Annotated in this window: 22 protein-coding genes; 5 read left to right on the forward strand and 17 right to left on the reverse strand. The window is 32.8% G+C overall.

Annotated elements, in window-relative coordinates; translation table 11 throughout:
* Positions 1-132 precede the first annotated feature (132 nt).
* A complete protein-coding gene (locus ACJJVJ_RS09935; RefSeq protein WP_405370079.1) occupies positions 133-2,172 on the forward strand; it encodes a TonB-dependent receptor family protein in 2,040 nt (679 codons plus the stop codon).
* Positions 2,173-2,265: 93 nt separating this feature from the next.
* Here the strand turns inward: ACJJVJ_RS09935 and ACJJVJ_RS09940 are convergent, their stop codons facing one another.
* From ACJJVJ_RS09940 to ACJJVJ_RS09950, 3 genes are all read right to left on the reverse strand, one after another.
* Positions 2,266-2,850, reverse strand: coding sequence for an FMN-dependent NADH-azoreductase (locus tag ACJJVJ_RS09940; RefSeq protein WP_405370080.1), 585 nt, complete (start codon positions 2,848-2,850; stop codon positions 2,266-2,268).
* Positions 2,851-3,003: 153 nt separating this feature from the next.
* Positions 3,004-3,606: a thioredoxin family protein gene (locus ACJJVJ_RS09945; RefSeq protein WP_405370081.1), complete on the reverse strand. Its 603-nt coding sequence runs from the start codon at positions 3,604-3,606 to the stop codon at positions 3,004-3,006.
* Between the two features lie 88 nt (positions 3,607-3,694).
* Complete coding sequence (locus ACJJVJ_RS09950) at positions 3,695-5,149, reverse strand: hypothetical protein (RefSeq protein ID WP_405370082.1); 1,455 nt, start codon at positions 5,147-5,149, stop codon at positions 3,695-3,697.
* Positions 5,150-5,282: 133 nt separating this feature from the next.
* Between ACJJVJ_RS09950 and yiaA the strand changes: the two genes are divergently transcribed.
* A complete protein-coding gene (gene yiaA, locus ACJJVJ_RS09955) occupies positions 5,283-5,735 on the forward strand; it encodes an inner membrane protein YiaA (RefSeq protein ID WP_405371247.1) in 453 nt (150 codons plus the stop codon).
* A 312-nt stretch (positions 5,736-6,047) separates the two neighbouring features.
* Here yiaA and ACJJVJ_RS09960 read toward each other — a convergent pair whose 3' ends face one another.
* Positions 6,048-6,545 carry a MepB family protein gene (locus ACJJVJ_RS09960; protein WP_405370083.1) on the reverse strand — a complete coding sequence of 166 codons (498 nt, stop codon included), beginning with the start codon at positions 6,543-6,545 and terminating at the stop codon, positions 6,048-6,050.
* A gap of 66 nt (positions 6,546-6,611) precedes the next feature.
* On the reverse strand, positions 6,612-7,709 hold the full coding sequence (gene dprA / locus ACJJVJ_RS09965) for a DNA-processing protein DprA (protein WP_405370084.1): 1,098 nt from the start codon (positions 7,707-7,709) through the stop codon (positions 6,612-6,614).
* Between the two features lie 140 nt (positions 7,710-7,849).
* Here dprA and ACJJVJ_RS09970 point away from each other — a divergent pair, with 140 nt between their 5' ends.
* Together ACJJVJ_RS09970 and ACJJVJ_RS09975 are read left to right on the forward strand one after the other, a co-directional pair.
* Positions 7,850-9,319 carry an MBOAT family O-acyltransferase gene (locus ACJJVJ_RS09970; protein ID WP_405370085.1) on the forward strand — a complete coding sequence of 490 codons (1,470 nt, stop codon included), beginning with the start codon at positions 7,850-7,852 and terminating at the stop codon, positions 9,317-9,319.
* A 4-nt stretch (positions 9,320-9,323) separates the two neighbouring features.
* Positions 9,324-10,877: a hypothetical protein gene (locus tag ACJJVJ_RS09975; protein WP_405370086.1), complete on the forward strand. Its 1,554-nt coding sequence runs from the start codon at positions 9,324-9,326 to the stop codon at positions 10,875-10,877.
* A 49-nt stretch (positions 10,878-10,926) separates the two neighbouring features.
* On the opposite strand, the gene ACJJVJ_RS09980 is transcribed toward ACJJVJ_RS09975, so the two are convergent.
* The 3 genes from ACJJVJ_RS09980 to ACJJVJ_RS09990 are packed head-to-tail and all read right to left on the reverse strand — an operon-like array spanning position 10,927 to position 14,432.
* On the reverse strand, positions 10,927-12,141 hold the full coding sequence (locus ACJJVJ_RS09980; RefSeq protein WP_405370087.1) for a WcaI family glycosyltransferase: 1,215 nt from the start codon (positions 12,139-12,141) through the stop codon (positions 10,927-10,929).
* A complete protein-coding gene (locus ACJJVJ_RS09985; RefSeq protein ID WP_405370088.1) occupies positions 12,128-13,210 on the reverse strand; it encodes a glycosyltransferase family 4 protein in 1,083 nt (360 codons plus the stop codon). Before ACJJVJ_RS09985 ends, ACJJVJ_RS09980 begins: the two co-directional genes overlap by 14 nt.
* The gene (locus tag ACJJVJ_RS09990; RefSeq protein WP_405370089.1) at positions 13,197-14,432 is read right to left on the reverse strand and encodes an O-antigen ligase family protein; all 1,236 of its coding nucleotides are present in this window, start codon (positions 14,430-14,432) and stop codon (positions 13,197-13,199) included. Before ACJJVJ_RS09990 ends, ACJJVJ_RS09985 begins: the two co-directional genes overlap by 14 nt.
* A gap of 258 nt (positions 14,433-14,690) precedes the next feature.
* Between ACJJVJ_RS09990 and ACJJVJ_RS09995 the strand changes: the two genes are divergently transcribed.
* The gene (locus ACJJVJ_RS09995; RefSeq protein WP_405370090.1) at positions 14,691-15,602 is read left to right on the forward strand and encodes a beta-1,6-N-acetylglucosaminyltransferase; all 912 of its coding nucleotides are present in this window, start codon (positions 14,691-14,693) and stop codon (positions 15,600-15,602) included.
* Here ACJJVJ_RS09995 and ACJJVJ_RS10000 read toward each other — a convergent pair.
* The 9 genes from ACJJVJ_RS10000 to ACJJVJ_RS10040 all read right to left on the reverse strand — a co-directional run bounded on the left by ACJJVJ_RS10000 (position 15,595) and on the right by ACJJVJ_RS10040 (position 25,996).
* Entirely contained in the window at positions 15,595-16,818 is a 1,224-nt protein-coding gene (locus tag ACJJVJ_RS10000; protein WP_405370091.1) for an O-antigen polysaccharide polymerase Wzy, read from the reverse strand. The two genes, ACJJVJ_RS09995 and ACJJVJ_RS10000, sit on opposite strands and share 8 nt — an antisense overlap.
* Positions 16,819-17,036: 218 nt before the next feature.
* Positions 17,037-18,092 (reverse strand): glycosyltransferase family 4 protein, encoded by a 1,056-nt coding sequence (locus ACJJVJ_RS10005; protein ID WP_405370092.1) that lies wholly within the window; start codon positions 18,090-18,092, stop codon positions 17,037-17,039.
* Positions 18,093-18,106: 14 nt separating this feature from the next.
* Positions 18,107-19,363, reverse strand: coding sequence for an oligosaccharide flippase family protein (locus ACJJVJ_RS10010; RefSeq protein WP_405370093.1), 1,257 nt, complete (start codon positions 19,361-19,363; stop codon positions 18,107-18,109).
* 15 nt (positions 19,364-19,378) lie between these two features.
* Positions 19,379-20,422, reverse strand: coding sequence for a GDP-L-fucose synthase family protein (locus tag ACJJVJ_RS10015; protein ID WP_405370094.1), 1,044 nt, complete (start codon positions 20,420-20,422; stop codon positions 19,379-19,381).
* A gap of 110 nt (positions 20,423-20,532) precedes the next feature.
* Positions 20,533-21,660 (reverse strand): GDP-mannose 4,6-dehydratase, encoded by a 1,128-nt coding sequence (gmd, locus tag ACJJVJ_RS10020; RefSeq protein WP_405370095.1) that lies wholly within the window; start codon positions 21,658-21,660, stop codon positions 20,533-20,535.
* A 34-nt stretch (positions 21,661-21,694) separates the two neighbouring features.
* Positions 21,695-22,531, reverse strand: coding sequence for a dTDP-4-dehydrorhamnose reductase (rfbD, locus tag ACJJVJ_RS10025; RefSeq protein ID WP_405370096.1), 837 nt, complete (start codon positions 22,529-22,531; stop codon positions 21,695-21,697).
* A gap of 66 nt (positions 22,532-22,597) precedes the next feature.
* Positions 22,598-23,134, reverse strand: a complete 537-nt coding sequence (gene rfbC / locus ACJJVJ_RS10030) for a dTDP-4-dehydrorhamnose 3,5-epimerase (RefSeq protein ID WP_405370097.1) — start codon at positions 23,132-23,134, stop codon at positions 22,598-22,600.
* A complete protein-coding gene (locus ACJJVJ_RS10035; protein ID WP_405370098.1) occupies positions 23,131-24,171 on the reverse strand; it encodes a hypothetical protein in 1,041 nt (346 codons plus the stop codon). The genes rfbC and ACJJVJ_RS10035 overlap by 4 nt, the downstream gene beginning before the upstream one ends.
* A gap of 73 nt (positions 24,172-24,244) precedes the next feature.
* On the reverse strand, positions 24,245-25,996 hold the full coding sequence (locus tag ACJJVJ_RS10040; RefSeq protein ID WP_405370099.1) for a DUF6909 family protein: 1,752 nt from the start codon (positions 25,994-25,996) through the stop codon (positions 24,245-24,247).
* Positions 25,997-26,153: the final 157 nt, after the last annotated feature.

Genomic DNA, 26,153 nt, shown 5'->3' on the forward strand with positions numbered 1-26,153 from the left:
GTAATCAATAATTTACGAATGATTGATAATAGAAATGCTAAGAGAATAAAAACCTCTTAGCATTTTTTTTTGCTTTAAATATTCTTGAATAGCATATGTTAAAGGTGTAATTTTCGCAAAAATATCAATTCATTGAAGAAAACATTACTTTGCTATTCTATCCTATGTACAGCTTTTATTAAACTAGGTTATAGCCAGACCAAGACACCAACAACGTCTCAAAAAATTGATACTGTTTACATTAAGTCTGCACGTATTTCTACTACAGCACAAAAATTACCTGCAGCGGTATCTGTTTATCAAGCAACAGATGATGATGCAACAAGACAGCAACTTTCTCTACAAGAATACACACAACAGACTCCAGGTGTTTTTACTCAAAATGCCAATAATTTTGCTCAAGATTTAAGGGTTTCTATGCGTGGATTCGGTGCGAGATCTGCTTTTGGGATACGTGGAATAAAATTAATAGTAGATGGGATTCCTGAAACTACACCAGATGGTCAAGGACAATTAGACAATCTTAACTTGGGGATTATAGACCGTATAGAGGTTTTAAAAGGACCTAGTTCAAGTTTATATGGTAATGCTTCAGGTGGTGTTATCTCTATTCAAACTATAGATCAGGTAGAAAAGCCTTTCTCTACCTGGAAAGCAACTGCCGGATCTTATGGGTTTCAAAATTTACAAGCTACAGCTGGAATTACTACTGGAAAAGCAACTTATATATTCCATGGTAATTATGTAAAGTCAGATGGATACAGAGATCAAAGTGGTTTTGAACAATATAATGCTAACGTAAAAGCTAATTTTAAATTAAGTGAGAAGTTTACTTTAAAGGCTTTACTTAATTATAGTGATTCTCCACAAGCTGATGATGCAGGTGGTATCAATTTAGCCTCAGTAGAAGAAAACAGAAGACAAGCAAGAGACCGAAATGTACTTTTTCAAACAGGAGAAACGATCCAACAATTTAAAGCTGGACTAAGTGCGATCTGGAATATCAATACAAATACCACTGCAGAAGGTTATTTGTTTTATAACAATAGACAGTTTGAAGGACGATTGCCTTTTGAATTTGGAGGTCTGATCGATTTAGGAAGGGATTATGTAGGGCAAGGTGCAAACATCACTTATTCAAAAGGGAAAAACACTTTAAAAGCAGGATATGATTTTGGATATCAAAATGACGATAGACAACGTTTCAGAAATCTAGAAGGTATAAAAGGTGAGCAAACTCTTGATCAAAAAGAGCGTTTTACAAGCCTAGGTATATACGTTACCGACCATTTAGAGCTTGATAAATGGTATCTTACTGGAGGAATTCGTTTTGATTATAACAAACTTACTGCAGTAGATGAGTTTTTAGACAATGGTGACGATTCTGGTGACATCACATTAAATTCTTTAAATCCTAGTATAGGTGCTAGTTACGCTTTCGCGAAAGCGCACAACGTATATGCAAACATTGCTACAAGTTTTGAAACTCCTGCATTATCAGAGTTATCTGCAAACCCTACTGGTGATCAAGGCTTCAATGAAAATATAGAAGCGCAAAAAGCTATTAACTATGAAGTAGGAATTAAAGGAAAACTAGCAAAAGGATTAAGTTATCAAACGGCTATTTTTTACATCGATACAGAAGATGATTTAGTCCCATTTGAATTGGCTGCTTTTCCAGATCGTACTTTTTATAGAAATGCAGGAAAAACTACACGTAAAGGTATAGAAGTTGAAGGAGCATATGCTTTTACAAAAGCATGGTCACTTACTGCTGCTTACACATTATCTGAATTTAAATACAGTGACTTTGTGGTAGATGATGTAAACTTTGATGGTAATTTATTACCTGGTATTCCAAAACACTTAACAAACATAGGATTACAATATCAGTCTGAAAAAGGCTTTTTTGCTACCGTCCAAGCATCACTAGTAGGTAAGCAATATGCAAATGATAGTAATGAAGCTACTGTTGATGGATATGAAAATATCAATTTTAGAACTAGCTATAGTTTTACCTATAAGAAGATTGGGATAAAACCTTATGCTGGTTTAAACAATATACTTGATCAAGAATATACAGATAACGTAAGGATTAATGCTTTTGGCTCACGTTTTTTTGAGCCTGCTCCAGGTATTAATGGTTATGGAGGTATAGAGGTACGATTTTAAATAGCCTTGCTAGATCTTATTTTAAATCAAAAAAAATGCCGAGAGAATGAGATTCACTTGGCATTTTTAATATAATTAATTTCTATCAGTTATTTAAAGAGCTTCTATTTGTTGTGTAGCTTTTGCAATACTTTCTTCTCTATTTACATTGGCGAGATCTGCTGCAATGAAAGTGACATCTGTAATGCCTAAAAAGCCTAAGAAAGTTCTAAGGTATGGAGTTACAAAGTCTACCTCACTTCCTACAGGAGTACCACCAGTAGAAACGACTACGTATGCTTTTTTATCTTTCAATAGACCTACAGGACCTTCTGGAAGGTAGTTGAAACTAATTCCTGCTCTAGAAATTAAATCGATATAAGTTTTTAAACCTGCAGTAACACCAAAGTTATACATAGGTGCTGCGATAATGTAAGCATCTGCTGCGGCAAATTCTAGTGCTAGTTCATTACTACCTGCGACTGCTGCTTTTTGAGCGTCTGACTGTTGATCTGCCGGTGTGAAATAACCCATGTAACGGTCTTGGCTACCTAAGGTAACTTTATCGTCATAGTAAAGATCTCTTTTACTAGTTATTTCATGTCCTTGAGATTCTAATTTATTTTGCAACACATCAAGTAGTCCACGACTTACACTCGCTTCTTTTAACGGACTGCTATCTATTCTAAGTATATTCATAATGTTGTAGGTATAATATTTGTACGTACAAATAAAAGAATTAATGATTAAAACAAAAAGAAAATGTTTGTTAAAAATTAACGGTAATAGATTTCTAAAACAACTATTTCCCTCTATGAGTTCTCATTTGCTGATAGAGGGAAGAGATTCTTTTTAGACAGCTTTCAACATATTTAAAAGATCATTTTCTGTATCTTTTCCCTTGTTCTTGTTGTACCAGTTTTGTAGTTCTTCTTTAAATTCTGGAGAGAGGACACCTTTTGTTGCTTTTTCATCTGCAACTAATTGTGTAGCCGTCGTAGGTCGTGGTCCCCATGTAGTAACTGGTAAACCTGTCTCTTTATTTATTAAAATAAGCTTTGCTATAGAACGACCTCCATTAGTTAGAAACTCATCCATTAAATCTAGATTATCATCCCTTAAAACGACTCTTAGATCTACACCTGCAGCTTGCGCCACTTTATTCATCATAGGCATCGTTTGTGCAGCATCACCACACCAGCTTTCTGTAATGATTAAGAAATACACTTCTTTATCAAATGCCGATAAGAACTCTTGATTTTCGGGAAGAATCTTCATGGTCTTATCCAGACGTTTCATACGCTGGTTGTTAAGCATCGTATAATTAGCTAGCGCTTCAGTAACCTCAGCACCTGTGTTGGTATTGTTCTCGGTATGTGTTGCTACTAGATCACGATATTCTTGATAAGAAATTGAATTATCTGTAGCTGTTTTTATGATTTGTTGTAATTCCATGGTACAAAAGTAACGCAGTAAGTAGTATTGAAAAGGTGATAAAAGTCACAAGCTATGTTACATTATTCCCTGAGACTACATCTAGTCATTAATTTACCAATTCTAACGTGGCGTTGTAAATGCTTTTATTTTCCATTTTTGCTTTAAGATAAGCATAGAAACTCATGATAAAAATATCTTCTCGATCTACTGTTTTATAGGTAAATGCAGCAGTGACTTTATTTTTAAAAGAATCTTCTGTAATATGAAAAGGATGTTCAAAGTATAAACGTAATAAACTCATAAACGTCAGCACACGATCTTCTTTTAACTCGAGCAAACGCGATCTAAATTTCTTTTTAAAACTACGCATCTTGGATTCAACCAAATCTGGCTGATTGAGTTCCATATAAATCAATATTTCTAAAACATTTTTCTTGAGCACCCACAATAGATTTTCCTTTTTTTCATAAAACACATCGCTATGCATAAATGAATTTATAACACGTCTCGCCTCCTGAGGTTGCTCTTGTTGAAATAAAAATGTGGCATGTGCCAGTCGTATTCTTAAAGAATTTTTTTTAAAGCTACTCACCTCTTCTATCGCCTTTGCGGCATTACCTGTATAATTATAATTGAGCGCTTTGAGAAGTAATACACGCTCTTCAAATTGTTTTTTGAACCTCCCTTTTTGTTTTATGATCTCTAGATCTAACTCGTTTATTAATAATTGAGACCTATTAAAATCTTTGTTTCTAAAACAAGAACCAGCAATGAGGTATAATATCTCACAATGGTAATACAAATGCTTTGCCGCCTGCTGCTTTTTCAACTCTACTATATCATAGATGTGATTTATAAAAATAGAAACCCCAGCATAGTCAGACTTTAAAGTTGCCGCTTCTGTAGCGATATTCATTAATTGATATAGAGATTTAAAAGAAAGGTGTTGATCTATAGAAATTTGGAAAAGATCTAACTGTGTTTTAATGACCTTATAAACATTTACAGGATGTGTCTTTAATGCTTTTTGCACCGTTGCATAGGCCATCACCAGTCTAGATTCTGCTAGATATCGTTTTTCATTTTCTTGATAAGCTTTTATCGTTTCTTCTAACGACATCACATCATTTAAATGCGCATATTGAACCTGAGTATAATAAATCTCTTGCAGGACTACATAAGATTCTAACGCAATAGCCATAGAAGCGGCCTTTTTAAGCGTTTTAAAACCTAATTTATACTGTTCACGCTCTAAGAATATACGAGCTGCTAGAACCAGTTTAAAAAGCTGCATCTCTTCTTGTGACTCACTGGCAAAACCATTTATAGCTATAAAATCTATAAGGCTCTCTTTTAAACGGTTTTTGAGAGCGTGCAGGGCGTTTTTATTAGGTTTTCCATAGATTTTTATATCGAGATCTACTCTTGCACCTTGTTGTATGAATTGGAATAATGCTATGTTCTTTACATCGGTACGTTGGTTTCTCGCTTTCGCGAAAGCGAGAAAAGCACTCACCTCATCGCTATTAAATGAATTAATAAGCCTAATTAAATCGTTCATATAAAAAACTTAATCTGTTGTTTTACTGCAGTCTATGCTTAACTAAATACTTTTCAATCGTATGAATTGGGTAAAAGTAGGTTATTTACAAGTACGAACTCATCACATATTTGCAGCATCAAAACAAAACAACATGGAAAATCAAGTTAATTACAACACCGAAAAAAAAGAAGTTAAAACAACAGAAGCATTTACTGGTAAACCGACAGCAGCATTTATAGCCGCATCGTGGACAGCACTGTTAGTAGGAATGGTTTCTTACTGTATAGGGTTATGGAATGCAGAGATGTTGCTCAATGAAAAAGGGTACTATTTTGTGATCCTGCTCTTCGGTTTATTCTCTGTAATATCAGTGCAAAAAGCCGTGAGAGATAAACAAGAAGGCCTGGCCGTGACCGATATGTATTACGGTATAAGCTGGTTTGTCACCATCGCATCTATCGTACTGCTGGTTATAGGGTTGTGGAATGCAGACTTACTTTTAAGTGAGAAAGGATTCTATGGAATGTCCTTTTTGCTAAGTCTTTTTGCTTCTATAGCCGTGCAAAAAAACACCAGAGATGTCAAGTTTCTTGATGGGAATTAGAAAGAGGCAAAATGATTAACGATTGGAGATTAACGATATCAGATTTTTGATTTGTTTACTCTGATGTAAACATCCTTTGTCCTAAAAGACATTTCTTTAAATTGAAACTAAAATAATATGTAGGATTATTCTAATCTAGAATTAAAAAATAATGAAACGACTTAACAAAACCGGCTTGTGCCTAATGACGAGCCTGTTTTGATGACAGAAACGACCTTTTCACAATGAAGAGGTCGTTTTTTACTTTACACTTCTCATCTAGAAATTAGACAATGCCAAGACAAATACTTGGCATGTCAATTTTAAAAAGCTTTAATTCGTAATACCATAGAGCGATTTTAGTATTACTATTTCGCTGGAGTTGTTTAGATCTACAAAATAATCCAGCTGCCATTTTTGAGTACGTATTGCAGTAGCGTTTAATGGAGTATCCCAAGATGGATATACACGTATCGCTCTTTTACCTTCTTTTTTACTTGTTGAGATAATTCCCTTCTTAATAAGAATAGATTTAGGAAATACGAACTGCCCTAATTTAACTTCAGTTCTTACATTGACCACAAAATAATCAAAAGAGTCTGTGTCATCAAATGGTGCTATAGGTCCAGCTCCTTGACGTTTCCAGAAGGTCACAAACTGACCTGTTTTTTTAGGAGTGATTTTAGAACTTCTGGAAATAATTTTTAATTCGTTAAGTTGAAAGGTACAGGCTTCGTATTCTTTGCTTTCTTTCTCTTCTTGATAATGAGATAGCTTGAGACCGCAATTATCGTAGATGTCTTCTTTAATTTGTTTGAAATTTTTATTCAATCTAATTGTATTTATCTATTCATATGTGCGGACTTAAGTCCTCACCTATGAATAAAATTTCTCTTTTTATACCAGTTGAAATCGCTTTCCAGGCAAAGGTTTAACGACACCTTTTAACTCCATGCTCATGAGTAAAGAGGCTACTTTATGGACTGGTATGTTTATTTTAAGAGCAATTAAATCTAGTAATTCTTCTTTGTGTTCTTTCAGGTAGCGGTAGATCAATTTTTCGTCTTCAGTAAGTTCTACAAAGAGCTGTTTTTGCACCGCTACGTCGCGTTCTTTCCATCCTAGAATGTAGGGAACATCGGCAGTTTTTGTGAGCATGTGTGCTTTAGACTGTTTTATCAACTCGTTACAACCTATGGCATATTTATCATTCACACGACCTGGAACTGCAAACACCTCTCGATTGTAACCGCAAGCAAGGTCTGCAGTGACTAGTGAACCACCTTTTGAAGCGCTTTCTATAACCACCGTCGCCTCACTCATTCCTGCGATGATTCTATTTCTACCCAAGAAATTCTTGCGATCAAAGTTATCTGTATGCCAAAAATCGGTAATAAAACCACCGTTTTGCAACATCTCTTCATTGTGCGCGGCATGATTGCGTGGATAGGTTTGATTTAATCCATGTGCCATGATCGCAATGGTCTGTAAACCGTGTTCTATCGCCATTTTGTGCGCTAGAATATCGACTCCATAAGCATAACCACTAATTATGATAGGTTTTAAAGGTGCTATCTCTGCAATAAATTTTTCTAAAAACGCAGCTCCATTACTCGTAATTTGTCGTGTACCGACTATACTCAGCGTGTATGGATTATCGAGGTTTATCTTTCCTTTTTCAAAGTAGATGATAGGTCCATCTACACAATATTTTAACCGCTCTGGATAATCTTCATTATAATAAACACGGTACTTTATTTTATTCTCTTCTATAAATTCCAGCTCCTTTGCTGCTTTTGCAAACAGACCGTCTTTGTTTCTTATAAATTGAGCCTTCTTCTCTCCTATTCCTTCTATTGCTGCGATATCCTTGTATTGCTGTTCAAAAACTCCAGTCGCGTTACCAAAGGTTCTGATCAACCTTTTGGCCATAATATCACCTATTAACGGTGCTTTTTTGAGTGCTAGTAAAGAAAGAAGTTCTTGTTGGTCCATGTAGGGCTAAGGTAAAATATTTGGTCATTAAACCGATGAAATTACAAAGGATTCCTTTTTTAATTATGTAGATGATTATATTCGTCTTTCAAACATGAAATATACTACTCAAGTAAAACTATATAATTCAAACTATATTTATGTTCTTTAATTCTATAGATTTTGCTATTTTCTTTCCCATTATATTCATTTTGTACTGGCTTGTTGCAAAGCATACTACTTATCGAAATATATTAATACTAACCTCTAGCTATATTTTTTATGGTTGGTGGGATTGGAGATTTTTAATTCTTATTTTATTCAGCTCTGTAGTAGACTATATTCTCGGTCTACTCATCCATAATTCTATAAAACCTGATAGACGTAAATTACTGCTTATCATTAGTCTTTGTACAAACCTTGGTTTGTTAGTTTACTTTAAGTACTTCAATTTTTTTATTGAATCTTTTAAAGAAGCTTATTCTCTTTTTGGAAATCAAATAGAAGTCTCTACTTTAAACATTATACTACCTGTAGGAATAAGTTTCTATACTTTTCAAACCTTGAGTTATACAATTGATGTGTATCGAGAGAAATTAAAACCTACTAAAAATGTTCTTGCTTTCTTCTCATTTGTTACTTTTTTCCCTCAGCTGGTTGCTGGTCCTATAGAAAGAGCTTCTCATTTACTTCCTCAATTTTTAATAACTCATAAGTTTGAATATAACAAGGTGAAATCTGGGTTGTTATTGATACTTTTTGGATTATTTAAAAAAATGGTTATTGCAGATAGAGCAGCCATATTAGTAAATCAAGTCTTTAATAATCCAAGTGATCATTATGGTGTAGAAGTTATTATCGCTTCAGTTATGTTTGCCTTTCAAATATATTGTGATTTTTCTGGTTATTCTGACATAGCAATAGGCGCATCAAGAATGTTAGGATTTGATTTGATGAAAAATTTTGATAGTCCTTATTTCTCAAAGTCGATCACTGAATTTTGGCGTAGGTGGCATATCTCTCTGTCCACCTGGTTTAGAGATTATGTTTATATCCCTCTAGGAGGAAGTAAAAAGGGATCTATTAGAATGTATTTTAATCTCTTTTTAGTCTTTCTCATTAGTGGTTTATGGCATGGTGCTGCTGCTACATTTATCGTTTGGGGAGCATTTCATGGAATACTTATCGTGATAGAAAAATACACCAGCGATTTTAGAATTAAAATTAAACAGTTTCTGGGATTATCAAAGAGTAACATTTCTAACAAATTATTTTATTCTTTTATTACCTTTTCACTAGTAACTGTAGGATGGATTTTCTTTAGAGCTAACAATATGCCAGAAGCTTTGCAGTTAATAAGCACTATATCACTGGATAATTACTTCATCATATTTACAGATGGCCTATATGAACTAGGTCTTGATAGAAATGAGTTTATAGCTTTGATCATAGCAATAATCGCTCTATGTGGATTTGAAATTTTTCATAAAAGAAAAAATGCTGTATCTATTCTAAATCAACAACCTATGGTGTTTAGATGGATAGCCTACTTGTCCCTAGTAATGATGGTGATAATCTATGGTGTATACGGCGATCAAGATACTTCTCAATTTATTTATTTCCAATTTTAAAATTATGAAGCAGTTTTATATTAAATCCGTTGTTCTTTTAATTTTATTAATCATTACTATTAAAATAATAGATCAACTGATAGTCCATGAAGAATTACTGCATTATACTAATTCTAAAGTATTTGAAAGTGGTGAAGATATTGATTTTATGATGTTCGGGAATTCATTATCACAGCGATCTTATAATAGCGAGATCATTGACTCCGTATTCAATTCTAATAGTATATGTTTAGGTAGCTCTGCACAACAGTTTCTTATTACTAATGAAATAATTAAAAAAGTGGTGCGAACTAAAAAAAGCCATCCAAAAAAGTTGCTAGTAATTAATATAAGCCCTAATCAATTTAGAACTACCGGTGGAGACACTTGGTCTTTTTTACAACAAGCGGCGCTAGACGAAGTAGATTATAGTAGTGATTATTTTAATATCTTATCAACATTATTTGAACCTAAGGATTATCCTAAAGCGTTAAGCAGCACGATACGATTTCATAAAAACTTAGGTGAAGAAATTGGCTCTTCTCAAAGCACACTAGAATACTACAAAGAAATCGATGCTGATGGTTTCAGTTTTAACGATGAGCACATACTTAGTTACAGTCAAAAAATAGGAAAAAAAGATTTTCTCAAAAAGGCCGAACAGTTTAAAAATGAAGTTATCACTTCTAAAGTGACGTCATTAGGCATTAAAAATGAAAAAATACTTTTAAATATCATCAAAGAATGTAAACGCAATAAAATAAAATATCTCTTTCTAACACCACCAGCAATAAATATGGTTTATAACTCTGAGGACTATGGGAAGTTCAGGTATTTAGAACAGTTATTTAATTCTCAAAATGCTCCTTATTTAAATACAAATCAATACATTGAAAACATAGGGTTGACTTTAGAAGATTATTCTGATTATTCACATTTGAATAAAGAGGGTAGTAAAAAGTTTACTAATTTTCTGGTAACTTATCTAAAAAGAGCCTTTAATCTTCAACCTAATATAGATACTTATAATAATGAAAAGGTTATACTACCTACAAAAGGGGAAGTCATATATGTAGCAAAAGCTACAGACCTTTTAAAAATACATTCTAACTTTGAACAGACTCAAGATAGCCTAGAGAATGGAGCTATTTATAAGTTAGAAAGAAATAGTATCACTCACCCAAGCTATCTTTCTAATAAGCCTTTAAGGATTGATCCCAATAAATATTATAGAGCTACCATCCTTGTGAAAAAAGCTAAAAACAGTGATCTTTTTGCCCTAAGATTACAATCTACATATCCTAATAGAGTAGATGCGGTCTTTGATCTTAAAAAGAACAAGCTCAAAGAAGTACTCACTTATACAGACAAGTTTACTTTTTCTAAAGCACAAATACAGGATCTAGATAATGGATGGTATCGATGCACGGTAAGCGTAAGTATCAACGATACTAGATTATCTATTATACTAGGGCCTAGTGAATCAAATACAAAAAGCCCGATATGGGAAGCAGCAACTCCTATTAAAAATGATGTCTATATAATTCCTTCCAGCCTTACTATTGAAAAGTATGAATAGGTTTTATTCCTACTTATGAAGTGCAACAAGTAAGGTGAAAACTCGCTTACTACAATTTGTATAATTCTAACAGCCATTTACTTAAAATTTCCTCCCGGGAGAAATGTATCATCACATAATTACGGGCGTCCTTACCTATTAAATGACAAAGTTCCTTGTCGCCACGCCATTTTTCTAACTCGTCTATTGCAGTTGGTATGTCTGGATTTGAAAAGTAAAGACCTGCATTTGCATTCCTCATAACTGTTTTTACCTCACTTGCTGCATTTCCTAATACTAACGATGGCTTCTCGCTAGCCATCATTCCTAATAATTTTGAAGGCATTACCGTATCGAGCACTTCTGTCTTTTGAAATAAGAAATGAGCATCTGCACTACAAAGTAAATCTGATAATTCTTCAAAAGGTACTGGATCGTAGAAATTGATGTTTTCTTGTTGAATGTTTTCTTTTAATTGCTGGTATTTTGCACCAGCACCTACTATAATAATGTCATAGAACTGTTGTGGTAACGCTTTCGCGAAAGCGATAAAATAATCCCAATCCTGCTTATCACCTACATTACCACTATAAAGAAGTTTAAATTTATCACTTTTAAGATAATCGTGCTGCTTTGACGTAGCTGGATTTACCTGACTCTCATCAATCCAGTTGGGTAAATAATAAGTAGGCTGGCTAGTTTTGGACTTTAACTTATCAATCATGTTATGACTGATCGTGCTTATAACATTTGCTTTATTGAAAATGCGACGTTCAAGACCAAATAAAAATTTAAAAATAAACTTTTTACCACCACTAGAAAGTCCTGATTGCAATGCTGCGTCAAATTCAAAATCCTGAATATGAATCCAGTTTTGAGCCTTGTGTTTTCTAGCATGGTAATTACCTAACCAGGCGCTAGCTGTAAACGGCACGATAGAAATTACAAGGTCTGTATGCTTAATCTTTCTCAGGTTGAAGAAACTCCCTTTAGTAAAACTTAAAATATGAATTACACGCTTTAAAAACGTAGGTTCTTCTGGCACGTACTGTTTGTAACGATACAATTTTGCTCCTTTATGATCTTCTTGAATGTAGTTAGGCCTATCTCGATATTCCTGAGCGATTTTCCATTGTGGATAATAAGGAAAGGCTGTAATGACGTTTACTTGTGCACCAGCATCAATTAGTGCTTCTACCATTTGAGTAGAATACAAACCTATTGCAGTATCTTCTGGTGCATAGTTAAGACCTATGAATGTGATGTGTTTCTTATTTAAATTCATCATGGCAAATTATAGGTAAAAGCTTCTCTCCAAATTCCTTGATAGTGAAGTTTTTCGCCATGTTTTTATTGTACTTTTTCACACTATCTACTTTCTCTTTGTTTAAAATTGCGCTTTCCATTAATAGTGATAAATCATATGACGTTACTGGCCATAATAAATCACCATTTTTATCAGAAAAAATATCTGATATTCCCGGTACGTCTGAAGCAATTACATAACAATCACTTGCAAATGCTTCTAAAATGGCTAATGGTTGTCCTTCATGTTCATTAAGTGTAGGTAAACAAAAAATGTCAGCTTGTTGAAAAAGATTTGCTTTTTCAGCACCGTTTACCTTACCATAATAGGTAACAAATTTTAAACGCTCCATCATTTCCATAATTTCTGGATGATCTTGTGATGGTATTCCTGCAACGGCAACATTAATTGAGTGTTTCTTGCTTACTATTTCAACAGCTTCAAGGAAAGGGATGATACCTTTAGCCGGGAGAAGATTGCTCAAAAACAAGATATTTGAATCTTTATTAAGAGTTTCTTTCTTATAGCTATGCGGTTCTAAACTTATAAAGTTATGTAATGTCACAATTTTTTCTGCACTTAAAAAAGGGATGAAATTATGTTTTAGTGATTTTGATAAAACAATTGCTTTATCAAACCTTTGAAGAGTAAATCGAGCTAAGGCTTTTTTAAATTTAGAGAATTGTGCGTAGTTTTCTTTTAATGCATTACCATGGAGATGGACTATTTTCTTCTTTCGCAATAGCGAAGCCATAATAACAAAAGGTGCGTACTTAATAACACCCAAAAAGGACTGACCTATGGTACAATAAATCACATGTGAGTTGAATATTTTATAAATTTCTAGATAAATAATGAATATCTTCAATTTATACCATTTCCATTTTCCTATGGAATTATCTAGCTCACGATTAATTTCCATATCAATCGTTCTAACACTATGATTGCTTTTTTCTAAAAGATGTTTTACCGTAAGATTTGCAAGGTTGAGGCCAGTGATAGGATTTGGGAATGGCCCTATAATTAACACCTTTTTATTTTTGTCCATGGTAAGTTATCTTTTCTACATTTGAATAATTAAATAAAACAAAGAGTATTAAAGTAATAAAACTTACATAAACGACACCATCTTCTCTTTCTAAGATATTCTCGGATAACATTACTAATGTATAAAAAACGAGAATTGCAATTACTAAATAAGATTTTGAGAAAAGAGATCTAATAAACAGATATAACAAGAAAAGTAAATAACAAAAAAGCCCAAGAAATCCACTTCTTAATATGATACTTAAGAATTGATTATGTGAATTATATTTACTTTTTAATAATTCATGATTTTTAGATTCGTAACAGTCCAACAACTTCCCCCTAGTGTCACCAACTCCAAAGCCAAATAAACCAGCATCTGGCACTAATTCCTTTCCACAATCATAAATAATTAATCTAATGTTTGTTGAAGTAAGTTCTGTTTTATTAGCATTATTAATATTCAGTAATTCTGAAAACTTCCTATTAACTTTAGGTTGAAATATAATCACAGACGTCAAAATAGCAGTCAAAATTGAGAGTATTAAAACAATTTTTCTATTCTTCAACGCAAGCACCAAATATGCTGATGATATAACCATAGATATGATAGGCCCTTTTTTAATTAAAATAAGCATAAAGCATACTATAAGTATATCGCATAAGATTATAAGTAATAATTGCCATCTATTAAAATCAACTTTATGTAATAAATACAGAGATATGATTATTGATACAGCACCATGCATACTCATATATATAGGATGTATGTTATACGGGCCTAAATCTTTATTGATTACAGTAGGAAAATGTTGAACAAGTGAATACCCATAATGATCTATGAAGATTAAGAAAAAAACAATAAATGTTAATAAAACAGAAATTGCATATATCCCTAAGAGGTAATGGATTTTATTCCTAAGTCTATTTATAACATCTTTGGAAAGCAAACCTGCTATTATTGGAAAAACCAATAAAGGTAATCCAGTACTAAGTTTTTTAAGCCCTAAGTCTATATTATCCGTCCAGAACATACTTAATAAATAAGTGAGGTAAAGTGAGGAACCTAAAAATATAAGTTTGACATTAATATTTTTATTTACTTTGGAACTGAAATAGCTAATTATAACAGTTATGACTAACAATGCCATAAGTACATTTCTAAGGAAATTTGGTAATAATGGAAATGCAAAAGCTATAAAACAAAGATAATAGATAAGATTTTCTGTTTTATTTTCAGACATATTTTTTGTTAATCGTTTTAATTTAAATAATGGAAATACTTAATCAAATTTAGACGATTATATAGATTTATTAGCATGTTTTCAAATATTAGAATCATTTGTAATTAACGATACTTAATATTTGTATTATTATAGACCTTATAAAGTCAATCAAGTTTTAATAAAAGACACTATATTTTATTAACGTTTGTCACAAAAGAATAATATTGTCAACTAGCATATCTTTGATTTAAACTATTAATGTGAATAATGAAAAAGATGAAAAAACTAGCGTATGCGGTAATGGCTCATGATGATCCCATTCATTTAAATAAAATCATAAATGCTCTTAATTATAATGCAGATTTTTATATACACATAGATCTGAAATCTGATATCAAGAGTTTTCATGATTTGATCGATAGGGAAAATGTCTTTTTTATTAAGGATAGAGTATCTGTTGCTTGGGCTGGGATTACAATGGTAGATGCATTAATGAACCTGATAAAAGATGTTTTAAAAAGTGGCAACGATTATTCTCATGTTGTTTTTAAGACAGGAACATGTTATCCCATAAAAAATGTACAAAATATCTATAGAGAATTGACTTCTAATCCAGAAAAGGAATATATAAACTTTATTGATATGAAAGATAGTCCAGAACATTATAGTAAACTAGTATACCAAAAATGGTTTAGAGAACCATTATTTAATTATCAAGGCAAATTTTTAAAAACAATAGATAGAGGCCTACGATTTTTACTCAATCAATTGAAACTTAAAAATTATTGGAATGAAGAGATAGTTCCATATACAGGACATACCTGGTGTGCCATCACAATGAATTGCTGTGAATATATTTACAATTATCATGAGAATAACCCTTGGTTCAGGGAGATGAATAAATTTACCATGGCTGCTGATGAGCACTACTTTCATACCATAATTGGTAACTCTAAATTTAAGGATTTTTCTCAAGGAAAAAGTGAGTATAAAGGTAGAGGTTTGTATCAATACACAAGTATTTACCTAATTGACAAGTCATTAACTAAATGGTATGACTTAAATGACTGGGAAGAAATATCAAACTCAGATAAGTTTTTTGTTCGAAAAATTAGTTCCAAAACAGGTAGTAGTTTGATAGATAAAATAAACACTGAAATTCTAGGGGTTAGTGAAAAAATTAGTTAAATATTTTTTTCACTTTTGCAAATAAGAAAAAATCTATAAATTTTTCCACGAGTGTAGGTAGTATATAGATACTAATAATAGCGCCACCTAGATAACTCATCCCGTTAGTAAAATCTCCTCTTAATAGCATTAATAAATGCATAGCAAAGTATATAGCTGAACATTTTTTTAATAGGTTGCTAGAAAGCAACCAATTTTTAAAAAAGAAAATGGCGTAGACTAAGAAAAAGGAAAAAATCACTAGGCCAAACATCCCGAAATTATCATAAGCTTCAGAAATAAAAGGATTAGAAAGATTAGTAAAATTAAAACCATATTCATCCCTGAGTGTGTTTCCTACTACTAATCCTGATGAATATGGCTTAGATGTCCATATAGCTCTAGGAACAAAGAAGAATAGGCCACTAAGCATTTGATAACCATAATTAATACCTTTATTAGAAACATGTTCTATTACTACTCCTATGTTCAAAAAGGCATCATAATTAAGACTATAATATCCATTTGTCAACACACCTTTATCTATTTCTGAAAACAATAAAGAAGGTTTAGATATAATTTGTGAAAAACCATAATCTATATGTGTAAGTAATTGAGCAACAGGAAAACCTACCATCATAGCAAGAAAAATCATCGCCATGATTTTAGTGTTTGAGTTAATTAAGCGAGGAATAAATAAAAATATTAAAATGAAAATAATAGGTCCTAATTCATGCCTTTTAGTAACTAAAGGATTTTTAAAAAATAATAAAAGGATAAAGAAAGAAAATAACGCAAACCACAATAAAATTTTAGTGTCTATCTTTTGAATGCCTTTTAAAGCTTTGGCTGTTAGAATTACTCCAGATAAAGGAAATACTAAAAGAATCTTAGATTTAAAAAGAATCTCGACTACTGAGGCTTCTAAGGGTTGCCATGACGGTCTATTTAATTCATCAATAATAAATTGAAACTGGGTAATAAATATTATAAGAGATATAGCGAGCCAAACAAATACAGTTATAGGAGTAGTTCGTCTAGAGATACTATCCTTGAGAATTTGTGTGTTTTTTGAAATATTGAATAAGCTAGAGAACTTTAAATAGAAAACAAAAAAAGAAATGTTAAACAAAATTATAAGAAATAATGTCTTGATTATTAGAGGTTCCTTATATGGGAATTTATGAATGAAAATATTTGGAGTATTAGGGTCTACTAATTCTGTTATTTGTGACATAGGTGCTACTAAAAAAAACAGATAGTTGAAAACTAAGAATGTAGACAGAAATGGGCTATAACCCTTTTCATAATATATGTGAAACCATAACATTGAGGTTAACACGGCAAAATGAAGGGTAAAAAGAAGGAATATGAAAGAATTATTAGGCGTAAAGCTATAGAAATGAAAAAAGCTTAACACTAAATAAAAAATAAAGAATATGTCTTTCCACTTCATCAGTTTAAATAATCTAAAAATGGTTGAGCCATTCTCTCTATACTGTATTTATTTTTACATTCGACTAATATCTCTTCACGTCTATTAATCCAGTAATTTTTGTTCAAATATATATTTAATAAACATTCTTTGAAGTCTTTTATACTATCTGTTTCAAACGATATGGAATTAAGGTTTTCAATTGCAGCCTCAATTTCAGGGCTATGGCTTTCAGACCTACTAAAAACCATTGGAACTCCAAAGCTAAAACTTTGAATAATATTAAGACCTACATAGCCTGGAGAAACGCTTACTAAAGAATTATCATAATATTTTTTTAAATCATCATAAGTAAATAGTGGCTCTATTAATGCTACTCTATTATGTAATTTTTCTTTTAAAATATCTCTTTCTAAGAACTCTTTTTCTGGACCTGACCCTATAATAACTAAATTAACGTCGTCTGGCAGCTCAGGAAGTATTTCTTTAAATGTAAGATATAAAAAACGAATTTTTTTTTCTACTACTAATCTACCTACGTAAATAATATTTTTTTTATCAGTTGATATATCGGTAGACATCTGATGTTTAAAGTAAATAGCATTAGATGACGATTTAATATCCTTTTTAGTCATTTTCCCTTTTAATTCTTCTGCTTGACTCTCTGTATAAGTTATTATAGACGTAGCTAGAGTTCTCATAAAATGACGAAGGAACTCTGATTTTGAATTTTTACCAGATCTTGACCAGGCATGTCCCCATAAAACAGTTTTAAGATTAAAAAATTTCCTGATTATTAGAAATATCCATGCTGTAATATTTCTGGGATTAAGTTCAAATATTAAGACTTCAACTTTAAACAAAGTATACCATATTCCTCTATAGATTAAAAGCTTTCTTTTAAATAAATAGCTATTCTTTAATTCATGATTAACAATAAAATTTTTATCAGCTACCACAGTTTGGTCAAAAGAATCTTGACCAGAAAATATTGTTATTTTATCTTCTGGTTTACTTCTTAAGTATTCAAAAAAATTAACTCTGTAAGTCGGGATAAGATTTTGAAATATGATCATGAATTGTAATTTAACTAATCTTTCTTAAAAATGATTTTATCTAAGTAAACAAAAAGATAAGACGCTAATAGTACCATAAACAATTCACTAATTAAAAAGATCATTGCAGCGGCTTGAATGCCATATTTAGGAACAAATATGCTACTTCCTATTATAGAAATCACTGCTCCTAAGGATAGAACTTGTAGCCTGCGCTTAAACAATTTTCTTGCAGGCGCATATAAAGTAGCGTATAACATTGTTAATGAAGATGTAAAAGCTACTAAGGTCATCAATTTAAACCACTTGATATATACTTCAATCAAGTTATTTTTGAAAAAAGTAAGTAATATCCACTCTCCAAAGATAAATAGGGTTAATGATAAAATTAATCCAACAATCGCAATTATAGGAGCAAGTTTTTTTATTTCTTTGAAAATTACTGCATCGCTTTTCCTAGAAATATATGGATACAGTACCTGATAGATAGGCATAAAAACACTCTTAGAAGCAGTGATTAATTTCTCAAATATACTATAAACACCTACAATACTGTCGCCATAAAAATAACCTAGAATAAGGCCATTTGAAATGAGTCCAGAAATAGAGGTTATATTAGAAAGGGTGACACTAAAACTATCTCTAACAAAAAACATGAATTTAGGTACAATAATCATTTTGAAATTTGTGAATTTTAGTGCCAAAATAAAACTTACTATACCAGCCACTAAAAACCCTAACGAATTAAAGGCAGGTACAAAATAATAATCAGCTGTTTCTGTAACAAAAAAGAAAATACATAAGGTGAAAATTACTTTAGCTAGAACATTTACAATTGTAATAATTTGCATTTTTTCAATTCCTTGGAAAAACCAGACGGGAAAAATAGCTTGTCCAGCAACGACGCCATAGCTTAATAGATAAACCAACCAGTCTTCTCTAAATCTATCAAAAGAAAACACTACTACTAAAAGTAATAAAAACATTACGGTTAAAAGCAACATTCTAAACCAAATGATTGATGAGAAAAAATCAGAATAATCTTTCTTATTTTCTCTTAAAACAGCAATTTCTCTAGTGGCAGTAATATTAAAACCAAAGTCAGTAATAACTATACAGAAACTCATTATGTATTGAGCATACATAACTAACCCAAATTTCTCTAAGCCTATTCTCTGTTCTAACAATGGAATAATTAATAGTGGAAGAATAAAATTTAGACCTTGTAATATTGCTACGTAGATGTAATTTTTTGCAACAGTCTTATGGTCGGTGGTTAATTTAAACTTCATAATTTTTATTAATAATTACATCTTCAAATAAGCCGCATACATCATCTCCACACCTTTTTCAAGGTCTATCTCATGCTTCCAGCCTAAATCATGTAGTTTTGAAACATCAGTAAGCTTGCGTGGAGTACCGTCTGGTTTTGAGCTGTCCCAATTGAGATTTCCTTGATAACCTACAGTAGATTTAATCATCTCAGCGAGGTCTTTTATGGCTATATCTTCTCCTGTACCTATGTTAAGGTGCGTATTTCTTACTTCTTTATCATCACCTTTTACATGTGCAAAATCTTTGTTTTCCATAAGATAAACGCAGGCTTTTGCCATATCATGCGACCATAAGAATTCACGTTTAGGAGAACCAGTTCCCCATAGTGCGATGCCTTTTTCTGTGATACCGTTTTTTTGTAATTCCGCTTTCGCGAAAGCGTAACTATCAACACCTAAATCTTTACACAATTCTTGTTCTTTACCTTCCATAAGCAATTTACCTAGGTGCATTTTTCTAATCAATGCAGGAAGAACGTGAGATTTTTCAAGATCAAAATTATCATTAGGCCCATATAAATTAGTAGGCATCACTGATATGAAGTTGGTACCGTATTGCAAGTTATAACTCTCGCACATCTTTATACCAGCAATTTTTGCAACAGCATAAGGTTCGTTGGTGTATTCTAACGGTCCAGTAAGTAAACTATCTTCTGGCATGGGTTGTGGCGCCATTTTAGGATATATACAGGTACTTCCTAAGAACAACAATTTCTTCACTCCATTCAAATAACTGTGATGTATCACGTTATTCTGAATCATGAGATTTTTATAAATAAAGTCTGCTCTGTAGGTATTATTAGCAACTATACCACCTACACTGGCAGCGGCAAGAAATACATATTCTGGCTTTTCAATAGTAAAAAAGTCTGCTGTCGCTTGTTGATTTGTAAGATCTAGCTCTTTATGAGTGCGTAGAATAAAGTTACTGTAACCTAGTTTCTTTAACTCGGTCACAATAGCACTTCCTACTAGACCACGATGTCCAGCGACGTATATTTTAGAGTCTTTATTCATTTTTATTAGCTTACCTTAAAATCTTACTTGTTAACAAGAATTCTGATAATTTTCAAGAGAGAAACATGCCTGTGTCACACCCATCCCAACCTTCCCTCAAGGGAAGGAGTTTATTCAAAATAGTTATTGATGCGGTATCCGCCACTTTTTAAATACTCTTCTCTGGACATAAGGTGTAAATCACTCTCCATCATTTCATTCACTAATTCTTGAAGTGCGATTTCTGGAACCCAACCTAGTTTTTCTTTGGCCTTAGAAGGATCTCCTATCAATAAATCTACCTCTGTAGGACGGAAATATCGTGGATCTACCGCTACTACTTCTCTACCTATTTCTAGTTGGTAATCTGGATTTGAGCAGGACTTAATTGTTCCTTTCTCATCTACACCTACTCCAGTAAATTCTAGTTCAATACCTATGTATTGAAAAGACATGCGCACAAAATCACGTACACTAGTTGTAGTACCGGTTGCGATTACCCAATCTTCAGCCTCATCGTGTTGTAAGATCATCCACATCATGCGTACATAATCCTTAGCGTGACCCCAATCACGTTTTGCATCTAGATTTCCTAAATACAATTTATCTTGAAGTCCTTTTACGATTTTAGAAGTCGCACGAGTAATTTTTCTAGTTACAAATGTCTCTCCACGTACCGGAGATTCATGGTTAAAAAGAATACCGTTACAAGCAAACATACCGTAAGCTTCACGATAATTTACAGTTGCCCAATAGGCATACATTTTTGCTACTGCATAAGGACTGCGTGGATAGAATGGAGTCGTCTCTGATTGTGGAATTTCTTGAACCTTACCATACAACTCTGACGTAGAAGCTTGGTAAATTTTCGTTTTCTTTTCCATCCCTAACAAACGTACCGATTCTAGAATACGTAAAGCACCAATTCCGTCAGCATTTGCAGTGTATTCTGGCATTTCAAAAGAAACTTGAACGTGTGACATAGCCGCAAGGTTATAGATCTCGTCTGGTTGTGTTTCTTTGATTATTCTGGTTAAGTTAGTCGTATCGGTAAGATCTCCATAATGCAATTTAAACTTTACATCAGTCTCGTGTGGATCTTGATATAGATGATCGATACGATCTGTATTAAATAAAGAAGCACGGCGCTTAATACCGTGTACTTCATATCCTTTTTTTAATAAAAATTCACTTAAATAAGCACCATCCTGACCGGTTACTCCAGTGATTAATGCTACTTTATGATTATTCTCAGACATATTCTAGTTGTAAAACTGTAAAAATAAGGTTTCCTTATGGATTGTAAATGCGCACCACCTCATCAAGTCCTTTCTCAACGGTAGGAATTTCATAATTAAAAAACTTGATCGTATCGCTACCATCCATAACGCTGTAAGTAGGTCGTTTTGCAGCGGTTTTAAAAGTGGCTACGGGATGAATGATTTTATCGAGATTTAGTTTTTTATTTATGGCAATGGCAAATTCAAACCAAGTCATCGCACCTTGATTTGTAAAATGATAAACACCATAAGTCTCTGGATCGTTTTTAACGAGATGTTTTATAAAAGAAGATACATCTAGGGCGCTAGTAGGAGAACCTGTCTGAGAGTCTACTATTTTGAGCTCATTCATATCCGTGCCAGCTACCCATTTAAAGAAGTTCTTACCATGTGGTGCATATAACCACGATATTCTAAAAATATAGTGCTTACCATTAACTTGCATGATGGATTTCTCACCTGCCAGTTTACTAGCACCATAAACATTTATAGGGTCTGTTTCTTGTAATGGTAAATAGGGCTGTGTTGCTGTTCCATTAAACACATAATCTGTGGAAAAATGAATTAATGTGGCCTGATACTGATTTGCCACTTGTGCCATTTTTTGAACCGCGAGAGCATTTATTTTAAAAGCATTTTCTTGTTTTGTTTCTGCTAGATCTACTGCTGTGTAAGCCGCGCAATTAATAATATAATCTGGCTTTATGCTTTTTACTATTTGATCTAGTTTAAAACTACAGGTAATATCTAATTCTTTACTAGAATAACCGTACAAATCATGTCCTTGCAACGCATTGGTAATAGCAGTTCCTAACATGCCAGTTGCTCCTGTAATGATAATTTTTTTCAAGCTATGTGATTTTAATTGACCTACAGATTAAGAGGTGGTTCTATTTAATCCACGTATGGCAAAAACTTATAATGTGATAAATCCTAGTTTCTCATCCTTTTCAGAAAGAATAATATCTTCTTTAGGTAATTTCCAGTCTATATGAAGTTTTGGGTCATCATAACGTATTCCATACTCTGTCTCTGGCTGGTACGTATTATCAATTTGATAATTTACGATAGCAGTTTCTGACAGTACAGAAAAGCCATGTAAAAAACCTCTAGGGACTAACAATTGTTTATTGTTTTCTCCTGTGAGTTCAATGGAAAAATGCTCTAAATAAGTAGGAGACTCTGGTCTAAAATCTACTGCAACATCTAGTATTTTACCTTGAATACAACGCACTAATTTTGCTTGTGCGGCGTCTCCTTTTTGTAAGTGTAAACCTCTAAGAACTCCATAAGTAGAGGTGCTCTCGTTTATGGTAATGAAAGGTTTCTGATTGGGTAACGCTTTCGCGAAAGCGAAACTATCAAAAGCAATACAGAATTTGCCACGAGCATCTGTAAAAACGGCAGGTTCTATAATTTTACAGTCTAATAACGGTGTATCAATTATATTCACGAGTTATGTTCTTTTTGATAAGCATTAAGAAATCTAAATACTAGTGGAATTAAAGCAATTAGAAGACCAAAACCAAAGAACACAAAAGCAAAAGTTACTGTAAGGTGCTTATTCACAATAACCCCTTTTTTAACAAAATAAGAAACGATGTTTACTGTATTTTCATAACCGTATTTCTTCTCTCTTTCTGTTTCTAGATTAAAAAGCATTCTAGCTTTTTCATTAAATAAGTCTTTAAATGTCTCTGTTTTACTCTGACCGTTTACAAAAACATTAGTACCGCTAGACAGACTAGATTCTTTATCTTTAATAGCCACTTGATAAGCGCTTATTAAAGAATCTATCTCTGCTAGTTGATATTCCATTTTTGAAATATTAAAAGCAGTAGTCTCGCGACCAGCTGTTCTTTGCGCTTTTATTAATGGATTATCCTCCACTTCTATGGCTAGTACGGCTGCTTTTTCTAAAGCAGTCTTAGATTTTGCAGCTATCTCTACTTTATAAAATTGATAATCGATATCTCTTTTGGCTAGTTTAAAGCCTTCGAAAGTGTAATTCTCTAATGCGATAGTGTCTGCACGACGCGCCATGTAATCATACTCTTCAAGAAGCTCGGTATCGTTATAGTCTGCAGTGATTTCAAAACTAACTAGTGTACTGGCCTCATCTGTAGTAAGATTTAATTCCTTTCCTAAAGTTGTAAAATCTTCTTCTTCTACTAAAGAATTATAATATTCTAAGTTAGAAATAAGCTGTCCAGCACTTTCAAAATTAGGTTGTACTCTCAATTGAGCCGTAAAATTCTTTTTAGATTGTCTACTTAGATAATTACCTAATCCAGCTCCTAAAACAAATAGAATACCTAATAGAATAATATTGTTTTTAATAAAGATTAAAAACAATATTAAAAAATGCCCTATCCCTTTAAAAAACCCTCCTATAGCATTAAATAGGTTTTTAAAACCGTTGCTTATCCAGACAAATACTGGTACTAGATCTACTTCTTGTTCTTGGTTATTATTAGGCTGGTTATCCATGAATTTTGTATTGTATAGTTTTCAAATATAATTGAAGTATAGCAATTATAAAGGCGCGATGTTTAAAGTAAGTTTATAGATCTTCTAATTGATCTATTTCTTGCTCTTCTACTTCTTCTACTTTGATGCTATTTTCCATGATTTGCTCAAGAATTTTTTCAGTAATCACATATACTGGCTTTACACCTATTAAACCTAGTCCACCACTAGCTAGTGTATGTCCTGTTTTTAATGGGTTATCACTTGCATAATAGGCATATCTCACTTTTACCTTTTTGCGTATGCTGCGTCTTACTCTAGATGCTGCCTGTATGGCTTTTTGATAATGTGCACCTTCCATTTCTAGGCCTATTACTCTCCAACTAGAATTATAGAAGAATTCTAAAAGGTCTTTATTTTGTAACGATGTTCCTAAAACGGTAACCATAGAACCGGTTACTACTTTAATATCCTCACATTCTAGATCTTTTTTAGACAGTCGGTTCTTAAACGGATAATTATCTGCAGTACCTTCAAATACGTGAGCATCTGGCACCATGATATCACCCTTATCACCTTCTAGAATACCTGCTTTACCCATTACATTAATGGAGTGCATATTCATCTGGTGTGTTTTACCCTGGTCATCTTTAAATGGCTTAAGTAACTCATCCATAGTTTCATATGCTTGCTCGCCAAAGGCATAATCCATTACGATAAGAACTGGTTTTGTTTCAGTCTCGCTATTGCGAAAGCGTGCATCACAAAAACCTATGTTATCAAAATCACAGGCTGCTAGATCAAAAATTTGCACATCGATATTAGTACCACTAGTATCTTTGAGCTCTGTCATACCATTTGCTAGAGCATGCTTCTTAATAAGATCACGGTTTTTCTTACCGCTATCGTTACTCAAGTCTGCAAAGATTTCCATGCGACTCTTTTTGGCCATTTGAGCAGCAAGTGCCTTAGGTCCATAAAGCGAGTTCATAACACTGTGCAAGTTTGCACTAATAATGTGCAATGGTCTATCAAAAAGTCCTTGTTCTACTAGGTGCTCTTTAATACGATATGCCCATCTATCTCCATGAATGTGGTGGCCTAATCGCTCTCTTAGTACAGGAGAAAAAGTTACTAGTCTTTTTTCTTCGTCTAAGATTTCTTGCTTTGCTAGTCTACCTAGGTGATATATGACACTTAAGAAACGGTTAGGGTTTTCTTTAGTAGCAAAATCTGGATATACAGATTTCACCTCGTCAAAGGTTCTGCCTAAAATGTTTGCTACATGAGTGATAGCAACTTCTTTCTCTTCTTGAGTTAATTTTTTCTTTGAAATAGCATTTTCTAAGCATTTCCAGTCTCTAGATGTATTACCGTTATCACCTACTATAACTTGTTTCATGATCTTGTGAGACTCGATCATTAAAAATGTAAGGTGCGTAAGAATATCATAGATTTCAGACCGTCCACGAGTAACCTCTATGTTCATTTGCTCGCGATCTATGCGATAGCAATTGCGACGTCTCTTAGAAGGAATAATAGCTTTAAAATGAGAACCCTCATAACCTTCATCACTGGTTAGGTTTATGTAAGTACATTCTTCTATACCTACTGGTAATCTATCCATTACGTATAGTAAACCACTCAGTTCTATCTTTTCTTCGGCTATAGAACCATAAATTTCTGGTCTTAATGTAAGAAGAGATTCTCTTAACGATTCACCACTTACACCCATAGGTTTATAAAAGCCTCTATTAAATAGATGTCGCATTGTGATATAAATGCGCTCTATGGCGTTAGTACTTTCTTGAGCTCTGGTACGTGGTTCTACGTTAATTATTGGCATATATGTTATTTCGTAGCAAAGATACTATTATTAACTATGTAGTTTTCAGTCCCAGCGCACTGTTTTAAGTGATAACAGTAAGAATTAAAGTTTATTTAATACCTGCGTTACTTATCAAACTACCGTCCGATAGAAATCATTTTCCAGATAGTAGCTT

The sequence above is a fragment of the Nonlabens sp. Asnod2-A12 genome, assembly GCF_045063745.1.
In the GTDB taxonomy this organism is placed as follows: domain Bacteria; phylum Bacteroidota; class Bacteroidia; order Flavobacteriales; family Flavobacteriaceae; genus Nonlabens; species Nonlabens xylanidelens.

Excerpts from the sequence above, each read along its gene's own strand:
- ACJJVJ_RS09940 (WP_405370080.1), bottom strand. The coding sequence starts at position 2,850 with ATGAATATACTTAGAATAGATAGCAGTCCGTTAAAAGAAGCGAGTGTA.
- ACJJVJ_RS09945 (WP_405370081.1), bottom strand. The coding sequence starts at position 3,606 with ATGGAATTACAACAAATCATAAAAACAGCTACAGATAATTCAATTTCT.
- ACJJVJ_RS09950 (WP_405370082.1), bottom strand. The coding sequence starts at position 5,149 with ATGAACGATTTAATTAGGCTTATTAATTCATTTAATAGCGATGAGGTG.
- yiaA (WP_405371247.1), top strand. The coding sequence starts at position 5,283 with ATGGAAAATCAAGTTAATTACAACACCGAAAAAAAAGAAGTTAAAACA.
- dprA (WP_405370084.1), bottom strand. The coding sequence starts at position 7,709 with ATGGACCAACAAGAACTTCTTTCTTTACTAGCACTCAAAAAAGCACCG.
- ACJJVJ_RS09970 (WP_405370085.1), top strand. The coding sequence starts at position 7,850 with ATGTTCTTTAATTCTATAGATTTTGCTATTTTCTTTCCCATTATATTC.
- ACJJVJ_RS09975 (WP_405370086.1), top strand. The coding sequence starts at position 9,324 with ATGAAGCAGTTTTATATTAAATCCGTTGTTCTTTTAATTTTATTAATC.
- ACJJVJ_RS09980 (WP_405370087.1), bottom strand. The coding sequence starts at position 12,141 with ATGAATTTAAATAAGAAACACATCACATTCATAGGTCTTAACTATGCA.
- ACJJVJ_RS09985 (WP_405370088.1), bottom strand. The coding sequence starts at position 13,210 with ATGGACAAAAATAAAAAGGTGTTAATTATAGGGCCATTCCCAAATCCT.
- ACJJVJ_RS09990 (WP_405370089.1), bottom strand. The coding sequence starts at position 14,432 with ATGTCTGAAAATAAAACAGAAAATCTTATCTATTATCTTTGTTTTATA.
- ACJJVJ_RS09995 (WP_405370090.1), top strand. The coding sequence starts at position 14,691 with ATGAAAAAACTAGCGTATGCGGTAATGGCTCATGATGATCCCATTCAT.
- ACJJVJ_RS10000 (WP_405370091.1), bottom strand. The coding sequence starts at position 16,818 with ATGTCACAAATAACAGAATTAGTAGACCCTAATACTCCAAATATTTTC.
- ACJJVJ_RS10005 (WP_405370092.1), bottom strand. The coding sequence starts at position 18,092 with ATGATCATATTTCAAAATCTTATCCCGACTTACAGAGTTAATTTTTTT.
- ACJJVJ_RS10010 (WP_405370093.1), bottom strand. The coding sequence starts at position 19,363 with ATGAAGTTTAAATTAACCACCGACCATAAGACTGTTGCAAAAAATTAC.
- ACJJVJ_RS10015 (WP_405370094.1), bottom strand. The coding sequence starts at position 20,422 with ATGAATAAAGACTCTAAAATATACGTCGCTGGACATCGTGGTCTAGTA.
- gmd (WP_405370095.1), bottom strand. The coding sequence starts at position 21,660 with ATGTCTGAGAATAATCATAAAGTAGCATTAATCACTGGAGTAACCGGT.
- ACJJVJ_RS10035 (WP_405370098.1), bottom strand. The coding sequence starts at position 24,171 with ATGGATAACCAGCCTAATAATAACCAAGAACAAGAAGTAGATCTAGTA.
- ACJJVJ_RS10040 (WP_405370099.1), bottom strand. The coding sequence starts at position 25,996 with ATGCCAATAATTAACGTAGAACCACGTACCAGAGCTCAAGAAAGTACT.